Source organism: Streptococcus australis (genome assembly GCF_047463015.1).
Lineage (GTDB): Bacteria > Bacillota > Bacilli > Lactobacillales > Streptococcaceae > Streptococcus > Streptococcus australis_F.
Map to the genome: position 1 here is coordinate 1 of NZ_JASHER010000004.1, position 14,393 is coordinate 14,393.

Annotated in this window: 15 protein-coding genes and 2 pseudogenes; 13 read left to right on the forward strand and 4 right to left on the reverse strand. The window is 41.7% G+C overall.

Annotated features, from left to right (window positions below; all coding sequences use genetic code 11):
* The first annotated feature begins 582 nt into the window (after positions 1-582).
* The 5 genes from QM873_RS04770 to QM873_RS04790 all read left to right on the forward strand — a co-directional run bounded on the left by QM873_RS04770 (position 583) and on the right by QM873_RS04790 (position 5,928).
* The gene (locus QM873_RS04770; protein WP_414278909.1) at positions 583-1,845 is read left to right on the forward strand and encodes an ABC transporter permease; all 1,263 of its coding nucleotides are present in this window, start codon (positions 583-585) and stop codon (positions 1,843-1,845) included.
* A gap of 15 nt (positions 1,846-1,860) precedes the next feature.
* On the forward strand, positions 1,861-2,493 hold the full coding sequence (locus QM873_RS04775) for an ABC transporter ATP-binding protein (RefSeq protein WP_009731296.1): 633 nt from the start codon (positions 1,861-1,863) through the stop codon (positions 2,491-2,493).
* Positions 2,494-2,505: 12 nt separating this feature from the next.
* Entirely contained in the window at positions 2,506-3,882 is a 1,377-nt protein-coding gene (locus QM873_RS04780) for an ABC transporter permease (protein ID WP_048690534.1), read from the forward strand.
* Positions 3,883-3,952: 70 nt separating this feature from the next.
* Complete coding sequence (locus tag QM873_RS04785; RefSeq protein ID WP_009731294.1) at positions 3,953-4,606, forward strand: response regulator transcription factor; 654 nt, start codon at positions 3,953-3,955, stop codon at positions 4,604-4,606.
* Positions 4,603-5,928: a sensor histidine kinase gene (locus QM873_RS04790; protein ID WP_414278910.1), complete on the forward strand. Its 1,326-nt coding sequence runs from the start codon at positions 4,603-4,605 to the stop codon at positions 5,926-5,928. The genes QM873_RS04785 and QM873_RS04790 overlap by 4 nt, the downstream gene beginning before the upstream one ends.
* Positions 5,929-6,112: 184 nt before the next feature.
* Here QM873_RS04790 and QM873_RS04795 read toward each other — a convergent pair whose 3' ends face one another.
* Both QM873_RS04795 and QM873_RS04800 read right to left on the reverse strand, forming a co-directional pair.
* Positions 6,113-6,802 carry an ABC transporter ATP-binding protein gene (locus QM873_RS04795; RefSeq protein ID WP_414278911.1) on the reverse strand — a complete coding sequence of 230 codons (690 nt, stop codon included), beginning with the start codon at positions 6,800-6,802 and terminating at the stop codon, positions 6,113-6,115.
* Between the two features lies 1 nt (position 6,803).
* Complete coding sequence (locus QM873_RS04800; protein WP_414278912.1) at positions 6,804-7,907, reverse strand: ABC transporter permease; 1,104 nt, start codon at positions 7,905-7,907, stop codon at positions 6,804-6,806.
* A 179-nt stretch (positions 7,908-8,086) separates the two neighbouring features.
* Here QM873_RS04800 and QM873_RS04805 point away from each other — a divergent pair.
* The 5 genes and pseudogenes from QM873_RS04805 to QM873_RS04820 form a co-directional block, all read left to right on the forward strand.
* Positions 8,087-8,605: pseudogene (locus tag QM873_RS04805) on the forward strand (carbohydrate ABC transporter permease); the annotation flags it as partial.
* Positions 8,606-8,614: 9 nt separating this feature from the next.
* Entirely contained in the window at positions 8,615-9,934 is a 1,320-nt protein-coding gene (locus tag QM873_RS04810) for a glycoside hydrolase family 32 protein (RefSeq protein ID WP_048717552.1), read from the forward strand.
* Positions 9,935-10,109: 175 nt separating this feature from the next.
* Positions 10,110-10,235: a hypothetical protein gene (locus QM873_RS09945; RefSeq protein ID WP_431978933.1), complete on the forward strand. Its 126-nt coding sequence runs from the start codon at positions 10,110-10,112 to the stop codon at positions 10,233-10,235.
* 80 nt (positions 10,236-10,315) lie between these two features.
* Positions 10,316-10,580: pseudogene (locus QM873_RS09950) on the forward strand (transposase); the annotation flags it as partial.
* A gap of 86 nt (positions 10,581-10,666) precedes the next feature.
* Complete coding sequence (locus QM873_RS04820) at positions 10,667-10,930, forward strand: SemiSWEET family transporter (RefSeq protein WP_048717558.1); 264 nt, start codon at positions 10,667-10,669, stop codon at positions 10,928-10,930.
* 596 nt (positions 10,931-11,526) lie between these two features.
* On the opposite strand, the gene QM873_RS04825 is transcribed toward QM873_RS04820, so the two are convergent.
* The gene (locus QM873_RS04825) at positions 11,527-12,042 is read right to left on the reverse strand and encodes an HdeD family acid-resistance protein (protein ID WP_003004261.1); all 516 of its coding nucleotides are present in this window, start codon (positions 12,040-12,042) and stop codon (positions 11,527-11,529) included.
* 218 nt (positions 12,043-12,260) lie between these two features.
* Entirely contained in the window at positions 12,261-12,773 is a 513-nt protein-coding gene (locus QM873_RS04830) for a helix-turn-helix domain-containing protein (protein WP_003004059.1), read from the reverse strand.
* A 213-nt stretch (positions 12,774-12,986) separates the two neighbouring features.
* Between QM873_RS04830 and QM873_RS04835 the strand changes: the two genes are divergently transcribed.
* The 3 genes from QM873_RS04835 to QM873_RS04845 are packed head-to-tail and all read left to right on the forward strand — an operon-like array spanning position 12,987 to position 14,392.
* Positions 12,987-13,169, forward strand: a complete 183-nt coding sequence (locus QM873_RS04835; protein WP_046164674.1) for a hypothetical protein — start codon at positions 12,987-12,989, stop codon at positions 13,167-13,169.
* Positions 13,170-13,214: 45 nt separating this feature from the next.
* The gene (locus tag QM873_RS04840; RefSeq protein ID WP_048770534.1) at positions 13,215-14,192 is read left to right on the forward strand and encodes a replication initiation protein; all 978 of its coding nucleotides are present in this window, start codon (positions 13,215-13,217) and stop codon (positions 14,190-14,192) included.
* Between the two features lie 11 nt (positions 14,193-14,203).
* Positions 14,204-14,392, forward strand: a complete 189-nt coding sequence (locus tag QM873_RS04845; protein ID WP_002903611.1) for a DUF3173 domain-containing protein — start codon at positions 14,204-14,206, stop codon at positions 14,390-14,392.
* Position 14,393 lies beyond the last annotated feature (1 nt).

Sequence of the window (14,393 nt, forward strand, 5' to 3'; positions counted from 1 at the left end):
TCGATACAGGCTAGCTTAGTTTCTACTGAATATGCTTTTTTGACCATAATAAAACACTCCTGTTTCTAGTTTACCAGATTTCAACAGGAGTGTTTTCTTGTGTCTCATTTTATGGGTGCAGTGCCATTTGAGGTGCGGGTTTTTGTTTACATATAGTGAAATCACGGGAAGAAAAACCTTTGAAGCAGATGGATAGATAGTTGGTGTTTTGAAGTAACCTGCCTGTTCGATATTTGGAACAAAAATGCAATACAAATTCCTTTATTTTGTAACAAAGATGCGTTAAAATATAGGAAGTAGATAAATGTTCTACACTAGAGCAAGGGGGGAATACTTCCCACATACATGTCTAAAGACAAAAACTTGATCGAATAAATTAAAACTTTTTGATTCTTAATTTTTATCGACCTTTTTCATATTAAACTTTTTCATCCACCCCTTGCTAAGGCTCTTCCAGATTTTTCTGGGGGAGTTTTTTTTCTATTTCATAAACATTTCACATTTCTTTTCTATAATAACTATAACAAATGATGAAAGCGCCCATTTTGCATTGCTGTGGGCTTTGAAATGGAGGGTGAGTTCATGCTCTTACAACAGGCAATTGCCTATATTACTCGAAAAAGAACGAGGAATCTGGTTCTCTTTCTGATTCTCCTCTTGATCCTCTCTTGCTTATATTTCTGTTTTTCACTGATGCAAGTAGGAGGAAGGCTGGAGGAACATATCAAACAGTCGGCTGGGACCAGTTTTGCCCTGACCAGTAAGCAGGGGAATACTCCCTTTGCGCTGAAGGAGGCTGAAAAGGTGCAGCGACTAGCTGGGGTGGGAGCCATGGTTCCTCAATATGAAAGTCCCGTTCGCATTCTTGGTAAAGAAGCGGTGACGGGACAGCAGTCGGTGGAGCGAGACGATTTGGGGCAGGAAGCCAAGCAAGCGCTAGGCGCTGTCTTTACCCAGAAGACAGACCAGCACCTGGATTTCCGCAGTAGCAGTTTCCAACTGGTGCAAGGCAAGCACTTATCCGATCAGGCTCGCGGCCAGATCTTGATCCACGAAGAGTTGGCTAAGAAGAACAAGCTAAAGGTCGGAGATTCCTTGACCTTATCCAGCTTTCAGATGGGGGAGACTCCCGCCAAAGAGCAAACCTTTAAAATCATAGGTATCTTTTCGGGTAAGAAACAGGAAAAATTCACAGGGATGACCTCTGATCTGAGTGAAAACCAAGTCTACCTCCCTTATGAGGATGCGACCAAGCTCCTAGGTCTCAGTCAGCAAGAAGTGACCCAGGTCACCTTTGGCGTCAAAGATCCTGAGAAAATCGATGCCCTCTTGAAGCAAGTCAAAAGCTTGGATCTGGATTGGCAGTCTCTACGCGTGGTCGAAGATCGCAAGGCCTTTGACCAGATGAAGGAATCCTCTCAGACCCTAGAAGGCCTGGTACGGATCATGATGATCGTCCTCCTGGTGACGGGAGCCGGTGCCCTATCGCTCTTACTCAGTCTCTGGACACGGGAGCGGATCCACGAAATCGGGGTGCTCTTATCCATTGGGAAGAGCAAGGGCCGGATCTTTAGACAGTTCCTCTTGGAAGTGGTGCTGGTATCCTTATTAGCAGTGATCCCAGCCTTTCTCATCGGGCGGATGGTCAGCCATCGTTTCTTAGAGCAGTTTGTCGGACAGATGGGTCAACAGCAGACCCTAGACTTGCTCAACCAAGTCCCTCAAGGCCTTTCCTTAGGAATCGCCTATGCTAGCCTCTTGTGCTTGATCCTTCTGTCGCTCGGTGTAACGACCAGCATGATCTGGCGCAAGACCCCAAAAGAAATATTAACAAAAATGAGTTAAGGAGAAATGACACATATGTTAGAACTCAAGAATGTAGCCTATAGTTACCAAAGCTATAGTGAAGATATCCTCTCAAATGTGAACTATCAGTTCGAAAATGGGACATTTTACAGTATTATTGGTCAGTCAGGAACTGGGAAATCAACCCTCCTCTCCCTCTTGGCTGGTCTGGACAATCCCAAGAAGGGTCAGGTTCTCTTTGATGGGGAGGACATCCAGACCAAAGGGTCTAGCTACCACCGCAAGCACCATGTCTCCCTGGTCTTCCAGAATTACAATCTAATCGATTATTTGACGCCACTGGAAAATGTCCGTCTGGTTAACAAACAGGCTGGGAAAGAGATTCTCTTGGAATTGGGATTGGACGAAACGCAAATCAAACGCAATGTCCTGCAATTATCTGGAGGACAACAACAGCGGGTGGCCATTGCGCGTGCGCTCGTTTCAGAAGCACCTGTCATCTTGGCAGATGAGCCGACAGGAAACTTAGATGAACAGACAGCCGGTGACATTATTGCCATTTTGAAGAAGTTGGCCAAGGAACGCCAAAAATGTGTCATTGTCGTCACCCACAGTAAGGAAGTGGCAGAGGCCTCCGATGTGGTCTTGGAATTGAGTCGCCGTAGCCTCGTTGAGAAGAGCAAGTAAGGAGGGAATGCTATGTTGCGAAATGCTTTTGCTTATATCACACGTAAATGGCCCAAGTCTCTCTTGCTCTTTGCCATCATTCTCCTCATGGGGACCTTGAGCTTGATTGGACTCTCCATGAAGGGAGCGACCCAACAAGCTTCATCGGAAAGCCTGGGATCCATCACCAATAGCTTCTCCATGCAGATCAACCGCAGGACCAATCCAGGAACCCCTCGGGGAGCTGGGAATATCAGAGGAGAAGATATCGAAAAAATCAGCCAGGTAGAGGGGATCACCTCCTCCATCAAGCGGATCAATGCCATCGCAGATATCCTAGACCACGAGATTATTGAGACTGAAGAAACCCTGCAAAATCAATCTCCAGAGCGGGCCAAGCACTTTAAGAATACCTTGATGGTGACAGGGGTCAATGACTCTTCTAAAGAAGATAAGTTTGTCTCTGGAGCCTACAAGCTGGTCCAAGGAGAGCACCTGACAGACAAGGACAAAAACCAAATCCTCATGCACGAAGATTTGGCGAAAAAGAATGGTCTCAAGGTGGGCGATAAGGTGCGCCTCAAGTCCAATCTCTATGATGCTGACAATGAAAAAGGGGCTAATGAAACTGTCGAAGTAACCATTAAAGGTCTGTTCTCAGGGAAGAACCAAGCTCCTCTAACTTACGCCCAAGAATTGTATGAAGATACCCTCATTTCTGACCTAGATACAGCTGCCAAGCTCTATGGCAATACTGTTCAAACAGCTACTTATGAGGATGCGACCTTCTTTGCCAAAGGGGATCAAGACCTCGATAAATTAATCGAAAAAATCAAAGCCTTGGATATCCCATGGAATTACTATGACCTAGTCAAGAGCTCTTCTAACTACCCAGCCTTGCAAAAATCGATCAGCAGTATGTTCCAAGTGGCGAACTACTTGTTTATCGGTAGCCTCATCTTTGCTAGCTTGCTTCTCACCCTTCTCCTCGTCTTGTGGCTCAATGCCCGTCGCAGAGAAGTTGGTATCTTGCTGGCTCTAGGACTCTCCAAGGTGCAGATTGCGGGGCAATTCGTGGCAGAATTAATCATGATTTCCATCCCAGCCTTCCTCCTCTCCTATGGAGTCGCAGGTCTTCTTGCCAAAGGAGTCGGAGATACGGTGCTTAAGAACGTAACCAGTGGCATTGCTAAACAAATGGCTCAAGAATCCTCTGCAGCCAACCTTGGTGGAGGAGCTGAGGCAGAAAGCTTCAGTAAGACCCTGACTGATATCCATATGGATATCCAACCGAGCCAATTGTTGGTGATTGTCTTGGTCGGTGGGTTGCTCTTGATCCTGGTATCCATCCTTTCTTCACAATGGCTCTTGCATAAGAAACCAAAGGAACTCTTGGTGGATGTCGAATAAGAGATTGTTTCCTAAAATAGAAATAGGGTATAATAGGAGGTAGAAGAAGTTCTTAGATAAAGGAAAGTGTATGAAGATACTAATCGTAGAAGATGAAGTCCTGATTCGCGAAGGGATGAGCGACTATCTCATGGAATGTGGCTATGAGGTCTTTGAAGCAGGCGATGGGCAGGAGGCCCTGGACCTCTTTCACAGAGAAGCGCCAGATCTGGTCTTGCTGGATATCCAGCTCCCTATCCTCAATGGTTTGGAAGTCCTCAAGACCATCCGGAAGACCAGCTCAGTCCCTGTCCTCATGCTGACGGCCTTCCATGACGAGGACTATAAGTTGACGGCCTTTGGAGAGTTGGCGGATGGCTATCTGGAAAAACCCTTTTCCTTGTCCCTCTTGAAGGTCCGCATCGAAGCTATTTTTAAAAAGCTCCAGCCTTCCCGGGTCTTCACCTATGGAGAGGCACGGGTGGATTTTGAGAGCTATACAGCCAGCCTAGCTGGGCAAGCCATCTCCATGAATGCCAAGGAGTTGGAAATCTTGGAATACTTGCTCCAGCATGAAGGCAAGGCCCGGACCCGCTCTCAGATCCTCGATGCCGTCTGGAAGGAGACAGAGGAGATTCCTTTTGACCGGGTGATTGATGTCTATATCAAGGAACTACGAAAAAAACTAGAGCTGGACTGTATCGTTACGGTGCGCAATGTCGGCTATAAATTGGAGAGACCATGACCAAACGGAGTATCTTTGCAAAGATTTTTCTGATCACCTTTGCCCTTTTTAGTGGCTTAGTCATCCTTCTACACGCTTCGGTTTACTTTATTTTCCCATCGACCTATATCGAGTCCCAGCGCCAGACGATTTTGAAGAAATCCCAGGCCCTGGCCAAGAGTTTCCAAGGCCAGGAAGAAGGGACTATTGAATCCGTCATCGACCTATATTCCAAGACCAATGATATCAAGGTCTCAATCAAGAGCAAGGAAAAACAAAATGCCCTAGAGGTCAAGGATGACTTGCTCGTGAACCCTAACAGCCAGAACAATTCCCTGGTCATTGAAGAGCGAAAAATCCAGACAAAAGAGGGGAAGGACTTGACCTTGCAATTCTTAGCAACTGTCGATTCCCAAAAGGAAGCGCGGGACATCAGTCTGGGCTTTCTTCCCTATAGTCTTCTGGCTTCCTTTGTTCTGTCATTGATTGCCTCCTATCTCTATGCCCGCCTGATTTCTGCTCCGATCCTAGAGATCAAGCAGATGACCAAGCGGATGAAGCGCTTGGATCGGACAGCCAGTCTCCCCATTCATTCGCAGGATGAGATCGGCGTCCTCAAGCAACAGATCAACGACCTTTATCACCATCTCCTAGAAGTGATCGACAATTTAGAGCAGCAGAAACAGGAAAATCTGAAGTTGGAGCAGATGAAGGTGGAATTCCTACGTGGAGCCTCACATGAGCTCAAGACGCCTCTAGCCAGCTTGAAGATTATCCTAGAAAATATGCGGGATAAGATCGGCCGCTACAAGGATCGGGACCGTTATCTGTCGGTCTCCCTTGATATCGTCGATGAGATGAACCAGATCGTCCTAGAAATCCTGTCTCTCTCTTCTGTCCAAGAATTGGCTGGAGACAAGGAGTGGATCCAGCTGAATCAGGTCTTAGAGCAGATCCTCGACCAGTACAAGGTCTTGGCTCAATCTCGCGCGCTCACGATTGACAATCAAATCCCTGACAAAGCAGTTTATATGGACCCAGCCATTCTGAAATTGGTCCTCTCAAATGTCATTAGTAATGCCGTCAAACATTCGGATGCCGGTGGAGAGATTCAGCTCCGTCTCGAAGAAGAAGGGACGCACTTGGCGGTTGAAAATACCAGCCAAGAAATGGTAGAGACCGCTGAGATGCCAATGACCGCTAGCCGCCAGAAGAAGGAAGGTGGCTTGGGACTCTTTGTGGTCCAACACTTGCTAGACCATGAAGAACTGGCCTACCAATTTGATAAAACGGCTATGGGCTTACGCTTCCGTATGGAACTGCCCAAAGATCCTCAAGAATAAAAAGAGGCTGGGACAAAAGTCCTAGCCTCTCAATTATTTTTGGATTGTTGAGCAAGACGCAGTGGTTGAGTGGGCTCTACTACGCTGATTTCATCAGCTTTTACAGCCCTACTCAACCGTGCGGAGGTGGGACGACGAAATCGAATTCTAACGAATTACCGATTTCTGTCCCACTCTCTTGTATTTAATCAACCTTTTCTACCTTTAGCAATTGGCCATGTTTTAATTCATAAATGGTATCTACATAGGTCAGGATGGAGCGGTCATGGGTGACCATGATGGCGCTCTTGTTTTTAGATTTGACTTCTTTTCGGATCAATTGGGCGATTTCTTGCCCTCGATCTGGGTCTAGGCTAGCCGTTGGTTCATCGGCTAAGATGACCTGCGGATTTCCGATAAAGGCCCGAGCGATGGCTGCCCGTTGCTTTTGTCCACCGGACATCTGATTCGGGTATTGGTGGTAACAAGCTTCGATGCCAAGATCTGTCAACAAGGATTTGACTTCCTCTTGGCGTTTTTTCTTGTCCTTTTCCCCTTTTAATTTGGCCACCAGTTCTAACTGATCACCAATTTTCATATAGGAGAGGAGCTGGTGGTCTTGGAAGATAAAGCCGAGCAATTCCAGCCGTTTTTGCGTCCACTGACTTTGGTTGAGACTGGTCAAGTCTTGGCCTGCGATGCGAATCCTCCCCTCATCCGCTGATAAAAGCAAACCAGCGATGGCTAAAAGCGTGGACTTGCCAGATCCTGAAGGGCCCAAGATGGCGACGAATTCGTTGGGTTCGACGCTTAACTCTAGCTGGTTGAGGACATGGTGCATCTGGTTGCCATCGGCGTAGGATTTTCTGATATTTTCTAATGCGATAATGGCCATCTTATTCTCCATTTCCACCAATGACTTCGATTGGATCTACTTTTTTGATTTTGACAAGGGACAAGGCACCACACAAAATAGAGGTCAGGATAAAGCTAACCGAGATGGTGAGATTGTCCTTCAGAGTCATAAAGGAAGGGACGCTATTGGGTAAAAATGGCGCCATTATGGTTGCCAAGCCAAGTCCCAGCAGCACTCCGATGAGGGAGATAATGGTGAGTTGGGATAGTTGGACATAGGTAATCTGGCTCATGGACATGCCAATAGCCTTCAAGACGCCGAACTGTTTCAACTTCTGCAGGGTGAGGATATAGAAGAAGACCCCAAGGATAGCAGACGAAGCGAGTAAGAGCACCCACGTGATCATCTGTAGCGTCAGGTTTTGAGCCTTGTAGCCAGGGATTTTATCGATTACTTGCTTCTTATCCGCCACCATCAAGTTGCTGGCTAGATCGCTAGAAGGGATGTTTTTCTTGGTCACAAGGGTTTGGGCTTGCCATTGATAGCTTGGATCTGTCTTTTGTCGCATACCTGTGTAGGTATCCGAGCTGATGAAACCAATCTTGCTATAGCCGTATTTGGCATTTTTCGCGAAGGCCACGACCTTGAGTTTTTGCTTAGAAGTTTTGTCGATCACTTGATCGCCGACTTGGATCCCCTCATCCTCTTTGAAAGAACTATCCAGAATGACCTCGTTTTTCTTTAAGTCGGAGATCTTGAGGTCGGTATCTTCCATGATTGGATTGAGGATCTCTTTTTCATTGTGGTCGGTTGCGAAGTAGGTGATATCCAGGGTGTTGGAATCCTCTGATTTTGAGACGGTTGCCCGCTGGATTGACAAGCCAGAATAGTCCATCCCCTCTATCTTTTGGACTTCATTTAAATCTTTCGCTGTAATGGTTGAAAAGGGGATAATCCCTTCTGAATCCGTCGAAAGGATGTAGTGCAACGATCCATAGTTATCGATTTGGGCCGATACCGAACGCCCCAGTCCATTTGTCAGCCCAGATAAAAACACCACCATAAACATGAGAATGGTAATGAGAAGTTCAATCAGGATAAACTTCTTGGGTTGGTATTTAATTTCATTCCATGCGATTTTCATATTCGTTCTCCTTTTGGCACTTAAACATACTCTATCATCATACCACAAGTGGGGAGATAATATGGGGGTGGTGTTTGGGGAAGGGGAAACGGATGTAAAAAGTGCGAGTTCAAAATTTTCAGCCTGTATCACCTTGACAATTCTTGTTAAAACTTGTAGAATGCAAAGGTACTAAGAACCTTTTAAAGTGGTTACTTGCTTTATTTATTATTCCAGTAGAAACTGTGTTAATTCCACAATTTACCATTATCAATTCCTTAGGTTTGGTCAATAATCGTCTTGCGGTTATTATTCCAGGATTGGCGAGTGTATTCAATATTTACTTATTTAGGAATTTCTTTATTGCAATTCCGGAAGGAATTCTCGAGTCTGCAAAGATGGATGGAGCAAGTATCGTTAGAATTTTCTTTAGAATTATGCTTCCAATGTCTAAATCTGCAGTTGCCACAGTTGGTGTTTTGTCATTTATGTCAAGTTGGAATGATTATATTTGACCATTGATGGTTTTGACAGATTCTTCTAAATTTTCAATGCAGGTTGCAATTACAACTACAACTATTAATACAACTCAACCAGTTTATATCAATCAGGTAATGGTTGTATTAACTATTTCAACGATTCCGTTAATTTTGGTCTATGTTATCGCTCAGAAATATATTGTTCAAGGTCTGGGTGGTTCCGGAACGGGAATAAAATAGGATATACTTATGATAAATAAAAAATTTACAGTAGAAAAAGCCAATCGTTTTATAGCAGAAAATAAACATCTGGTCAATACACAATATAAACCTGAGGACCACTTTTCAGCTGAGATTGGTTGGATCAATGATCCGAATGGATTTGTCTATTTTCGTGGAGAATACCATCTCTTCTATCAATTTTATCCTTATGATAGTGCTTGGGGGCCAATGCATTGGGGACATGCTAAAAGTAAGGACTTGGTGACTTGGGATCACTTGCCGGTTGCACTTGCACCTGACCAAGACTACGACCGCAACGGTTGCTTCTCAGGCTCAGCTATTGTCAAAGACGGTCGTCTCTGGCTCATGTATACTGGTCATATTGAGGAAGAAACTGGTGTCCGTCAAGTGCAAAATATGGCATTTTCAGACGATGGGATTCACTTTGAAAAGATTGACCAAAATCCAGTTGCGACAGGAGCAGACTTGCCAGATGAATTAATTGCCTCTGATTTCCGTGATCCAAAACTCTTTGAAAAAGAGGGACGCTATTATTCAGTAGTTGCTGCCAAACATAAAGATAGTGTGGGCTGTGTCGTTCTACTAGGGTCCGATAACCTAGTAGAGTGGCAGTTCGAATCCATCTTTTTAAAAGGAGTAGAACATCAAGGCTTTATGTGGGAATGTCCAGACTACTTCGAGTTAGATGGAAAAGACTGCATTATCATGTCACCAATGCGTTATCAACGTGAGGGTGATTCTTACCACAATATCAATTCTTCTGTTTTGGTAACAGGTAAAGTAGACTGGGAAGCTAAACAGTTCATTCCAGAAAAAGTAGAAGAAATCGACCATGGTCAAGATTTCTATGCACCACAATCATTAGAGGATGATCAAGGTCGTCGTATTATGATTGCATGGATGCAGACATGGGGTCGTACCCTTCCAACCCATGACCAAGGCCACAAGTGGGCATGTGCCATGACCTTACCGCGTGTACTTCGATTGAAGGATGGGAAGTTATTTCAAACTCCTATCAAGCATGGGGACCATCAGATTCAAATTGATGGTGATCAGCGTTATCGTTTGGGAAGCGATACAGATTATGTAGAGTTTGGTTATGATAGCACTGCCAAGCAAGTCTATATCGACCGTAGTCATCTGGCTCAGAAAATCCTCGGTGAAGAGGAAGAAGATACGAGCCGCCGCTATGTAGATGTAGAGGCTAAAGAATTGGAAGTATTTATTGATAAAAATTCCATCGAGATTTTTGTCAATCAAGGTGAAGCCAGCTTGACAGCAACCTATTACTTAACAGTGCCAGCTGAGCTAACCCGAATCGATTAAAAATTAAGTTATTTCTCCTAAAGAAAAAGTTCTCTTTCTATGAATGTGGAAAGAGATTTTTTTGTTTGAATGGATAGTAGAGAAAGGGTAGTGTAAAATAAGTTGTGTAAACACAAAAAGGAATAAATCCGTTATAGTAGAGTTGCAACACATTACTAGAAAGAGATTTATTCCTATGACTCGATTTACCACAGAATTGCTTAATTTCCTAGCTCAAAAGCAAGATATTGATGATATTTTTCGTTCTTCTCTTGAAACAGCTATGAATGCCTGCTTCAAGCAGAGCTATCAGCCTTTTTAGGGTATGAGCCCTATGAAAAAGTAGGCTATAATTCTGGGAATAGTCGTAATGGAACGTATTCATGGAAATTTGAAACCAAATATAGGAAAGTCATGGAAAGTCTGGAGAATCCGGATAATCTTTTAACTTTTTATCAGTTTCCCTACCAGATTTGGCACAGCCTTTATTCGACAAACCTCATTGAGTCTCTTAACAAAGAAATCAAACGTCAAACGAAAAAGAAGGTTTTTTTTCCTAACGAGGAGGCTCTGGACCGTTACCTAGTATTATAATTTCAAGCAAAGTCAGCGAATCCGTAAAGGGTTTGGCCAATGTTCTGACACACTTGAAAGCTTATTTGATTAAAACTTCATAACTCTACTAGAGTTTTTACACATAATTATTGACAGTATTTTTCCTTTCTGAGATAATAAAACGTCAGGAGGTATTATATGTCTAAACAAAAAATTAATCGCTTTGTCGGATCTATTGGAGCTTTTATTGGGATTCTTGTCTTTATTGCATATATTCCACAAATTATCGCTAACTTACAAGGAGAAAAAGCTCAACCATTCCAACCACTATTCGCATCAGTTTCTTGTTTAATTTGGGTAATCTATGGTTGGACAAAAGAACCTAAAAAAGATTGGATTCTCATCATTCCCAATGCAGCGGGAGTGATATTAGGTGGTTTAACTTTTATTACTTCTTTATAAAAATTATATAAACAAAACCAGCAACTTCATAAAAAAGTTGCTGGTTTTGTTCTGCCTATTGCATGAATTTGTAAGAATTTTTCATATTGAAAGTAATCAAAAATATTGAAATATAGCTGATTTTCGGGAGGTGCTTTTAGGTAATTTCAATGAAATGATTTAAAAATGGGGCAAATCAGTTATAGACAAGCAAAAAAGCCTTGTAAATCAAGGCTTTTTCCTGTTAATTTAGATGCCCCCTGCATGGATTTGTAAGAACTTTTCATATTGAAAATAAACAAAAATGTTGAAATATAGCTGATTTTAGGGAAATACTTTTAGGTATTTTCAATGTCAGGATTTAAAAATGGGGCAAAAGCGGGGCAAAAACGAATGACTCGTATTTTGTTTGAAAACCTATAATACCTAATGATTATGCTATTCTAGATATATAGTTTTGTTATAAATAAATGTCAGTGCGAGATCAAATTGGAGAATAAAATGGAAAAACAAATTTCTACGTAGAATGGAATGCGAAAAAGTGATAATTAAAGAGACGAAAAAGCTGAGAATATGATTTCCCAGCTTTTTTGAATGCGATAGAAATAGCAACTAGACTATTTACGAAAGGCCTCAATAATGTAGGTGAAGCCAGTAACTAAAAATGAAAAGGCAATGACATAAACGACAAAGACACCTGTAGCCACTGGATTGAACAGAATCACTAGACCTAGTAAAAATTCAAGCAAGGCTACCCACATGATATTGCTACCAATAATAGGGAAAATCAATCTTAGACGATTGCCTTTAAAGAAAGCAATAATGGCTTCTACAATTAACCAAATTCCTACAATGGTCGGAATGACGACCGGCAGGGTCACAAAGCCATAAGCAACGAGGTAAAGAGCTAAGAGAAGACTAACAAATCCTTGGAAAAGATAAACAGGTGAGCGAAGCTCTTTTGGTGCAGAGAAATAGCCTAAAATAGCTGCTATAGAAGAAACCAGTAAACCAAATGAAATCCACCAGCTGTAAGCAACAAGATTAGCTACTGGGTTTGTAAATAGGAAAAGTCCTAAAAGGACAAAAACAACTCCTGCAAGGAATAGCAGTAAACGATTAGAAAATTTCATTTCAATACCCCCTATATAGTATAGTTTGCTAATAAAACTATTGTACTTATTTTTATAGAAAATGTCAATAAAATAAATAAACAATTTGGAAGTTTCAGTCTGACTTACAAAAAGAAAAGGAGTTTTCACTCCTTTTCACAGATTGAAGACAAAGTCCTTATAAAAGTGTCTTCTAAAGATTTTAACTTCAATCTGAAGCGAGGTTATCCTCGCTTTTTCTATTTATCAAACAATTCCTTATTTTCAATTAAGAGTTCTAGTGGAGATTTATCCCTTGCTTCAATAAAACCAGGTTCATATTGGTTATGAAGTGTTCTTTTCTGAGAAGTTGGATCAATATACAACTCATCTCCATCTTCTGTGTATAGTTGGTTGCCTCTTGTTAAGTAAAGTAAATCCTCTAAGTACTGTCCATCAGTTTCTAGAAAATGTTCGATGTATTTGACAGCCTTTAAGATCTCACTTACTTTATCAGAGTATTCATTCGATTCAAGAACACTCTTTTCTAATTCAATCTCTTTACTAGTTCCAAAAAGTTGAGTTGGAGTTGCATTAAAATATTCTGCTATCTTATCTAAATTTGCAAAGGTAGGATAGCTTTTTTGTTTTTCGTAATCAGAGATGGATTGTTTACCGATTCCTAAATCTTCCGCAAGTTGAGTTTGACTCACTCCTTTTTCTATGCGTAGTCGTGCCAAATTGGGTCCAAAATTTTGAATAATAAAGGTCATGATAAACTCCTATGTTGTATTTTAAACTTATTCTATCATCTATAAACTTACAAATCAAGTTTTTAGTTGACTGCTCCAAATATTTTTTATAAAATATATTTATAACTTACAAATAAGTTATAAATGATACAAATAATTCATGTGTTTAGGAATAGTGAGTGAGGAGGAATTTGAGGACGAGACTATGACTATGACTGATGACTATTCGAAGCCTTGGAGCTAGAAATTGTGTGGGCAAGGGCAAGGGACGAGCCTGACGGGAAGTCAGGCGAAGTCCTGCAGGCTGCCGTCCAGACAATTTCTAGCCAAGCAAAAGCTGGCTATTCTAACAGCCAGCAAAAAGGTACACTTAGGACAACGTCCAAAGAACGACGGAACGAGCAAACGTTGATTTGACGGTGTTTCTGAGGCCTAAAAAATCTAAAAGAAGGGGGGACAATTTTGTTGGTTTCTATACAAGATTTAAGAAGCATTCAAGAACGATGTGAAATAGGAGAATTAGTACAGAGGTTAGATGTCAGTATTGATAGATTAACGGTTATCTGGGATACAGACACTGGTTCCCTAAGACGAATTTTCAAAAATCTGAAACAGGCAATAAGTACAAGAGTTGACTCATTTGAAATACATGATAACGTGCGAGATGATGTCTTTACTTTAGCTAAGGATTTTAATGAGTATGATTCAATCAATATTATATTTTTCCAATTATCCACTTATGGAGGAGAACAATTGATTCGAATTGATTTCAATCCTAATACTTTAAAAGAATTTGATGGAATGAAAGTTTGGAGGCAATTAATGTACTTTGCCAGATTGAATTCATTGACGGTACGTTTGTCTCGTTTTGATTTGGCATTTGACATTTTCAACAGGCCTGAAATCGTTAATTTGCAACATATTAAAGGTGGTGTTACACATAAGGTCTTCTATGGTCGAGGGGGCGAATTAGAGACGAAATATTGGGGTTCTAGCGGTAGTAATGTACAAGTTAGGTTATATGATAAGAACAAAGAAATCATTGCTCACAAGCGCGAAGAGAAGCTAGATTTGGGTGTAAATCCGTTTTGGTGGAGATTGGAGTTCCAACTCAGAACCAAAGCGATTGGTGAGGAGATGGTCCAAGATATTATGAATCGACTTGATAATTTCGGATTTTATAAGCTAGATCATATTCGAGTGGAGCAAAGAGCATTTACAATTATCTTTCTCAACAATCCTGAACTGTTGTCATTGGCTTTTCCAAATTTAAAATCAGATAGCATCAAAAAGAAAAAAACAAGAGTCCGCAAACTATTGAGAGAAGAAACGAACCAATTTGCGGAAGAATTAAAAGAAGTATTAATACAGAATCTCCCTAAATTAAATACAGAATTACAACTACTTGTAGGCGAGTTTCTGAATTTAGAAAATAAATAAGGAGGATAACTATGGATCATAATTTAATTAGTAACAAAGAATTAATTGAAATGGGCTATCGCCCTCACACTGCAAATGATATCATCCATCAGGCAAGAGAATTACTTGTATCACGAGGCTATACATTTTATAATCGCAAACGTTTGATGGTTGTTCCAAAAAGTGTTGTAAATGAGATTCTAGGAACAGAGGTGGCGTAAT

Coding starts and splice junctions, on each gene's coding strand:
- QM873_RS04790 (WP_414278910.1), top strand. CDS start 4,603: ATGACCAAACGGAGTATCTTTGCAAAGATTTTTCTGATCACCTTTGCC.
- QM873_RS04820 (WP_048717558.1), top strand. CDS start 10,667: ATGTCTAAACAAAAAATTAATCGCTTTGTCGGATCTATTGGAGCTTTT.
- QM873_RS04845 (WP_002903611.1), top strand. CDS start 14,204: ATGGATCATAATTTAATTAGTAACAAAGAATTAATTGAAATGGGCTAT.
- QM873_RS04810 (WP_048717552.1), top strand. CDS start 8,615: ATGATAAATAAAAAATTTACAGTAGAAAAAGCCAATCGTTTTATAGCA.
- QM873_RS04775 (WP_009731296.1), top strand. CDS start 1,861: ATGTTAGAACTCAAGAATGTAGCCTATAGTTACCAAAGCTATAGTGAA.
- QM873_RS04780 (WP_048690534.1), top strand. CDS start 2,506: ATGTTGCGAAATGCTTTTGCTTATATCACACGTAAATGGCCCAAGTCT.
- QM873_RS04795 (WP_414278911.1), bottom strand. CDS start 6,802: ATGGCCATTATCGCATTAGAAAATATCAGAAAATCCTACGCCGATGGC.
- QM873_RS04830 (WP_003004059.1), bottom strand. CDS start 12,773: ATGACCTTTATTATTCAAAATTTTGGACCCAATTTGGCACGACTACGC.
- QM873_RS04785 (WP_009731294.1), top strand. CDS start 3,953: ATGAAGATACTAATCGTAGAAGATGAAGTCCTGATTCGCGAAGGGATG.
- QM873_RS04800 (WP_414278912.1), bottom strand. CDS start 7,907: ATGAAAATCGCATGGAATGAAATTAAATACCAACCCAAGAAGTTTATC.
- QM873_RS09945 (WP_431978933.1), top strand. CDS start 10,110: ATGACTCGATTTACCACAGAATTGCTTAATTTCCTAGCTCAAAAGCAA.
- QM873_RS04825 (WP_003004261.1), bottom strand. CDS start 12,042: ATGAAATTTTCTAATCGTTTACTGCTATTCCTTGCAGGAGTTGTTTTT.
- QM873_RS04770 (WP_414278909.1), top strand. CDS start 583: ATGCTCTTACAACAGGCAATTGCCTATATTACTCGAAAAAGAACGAGG.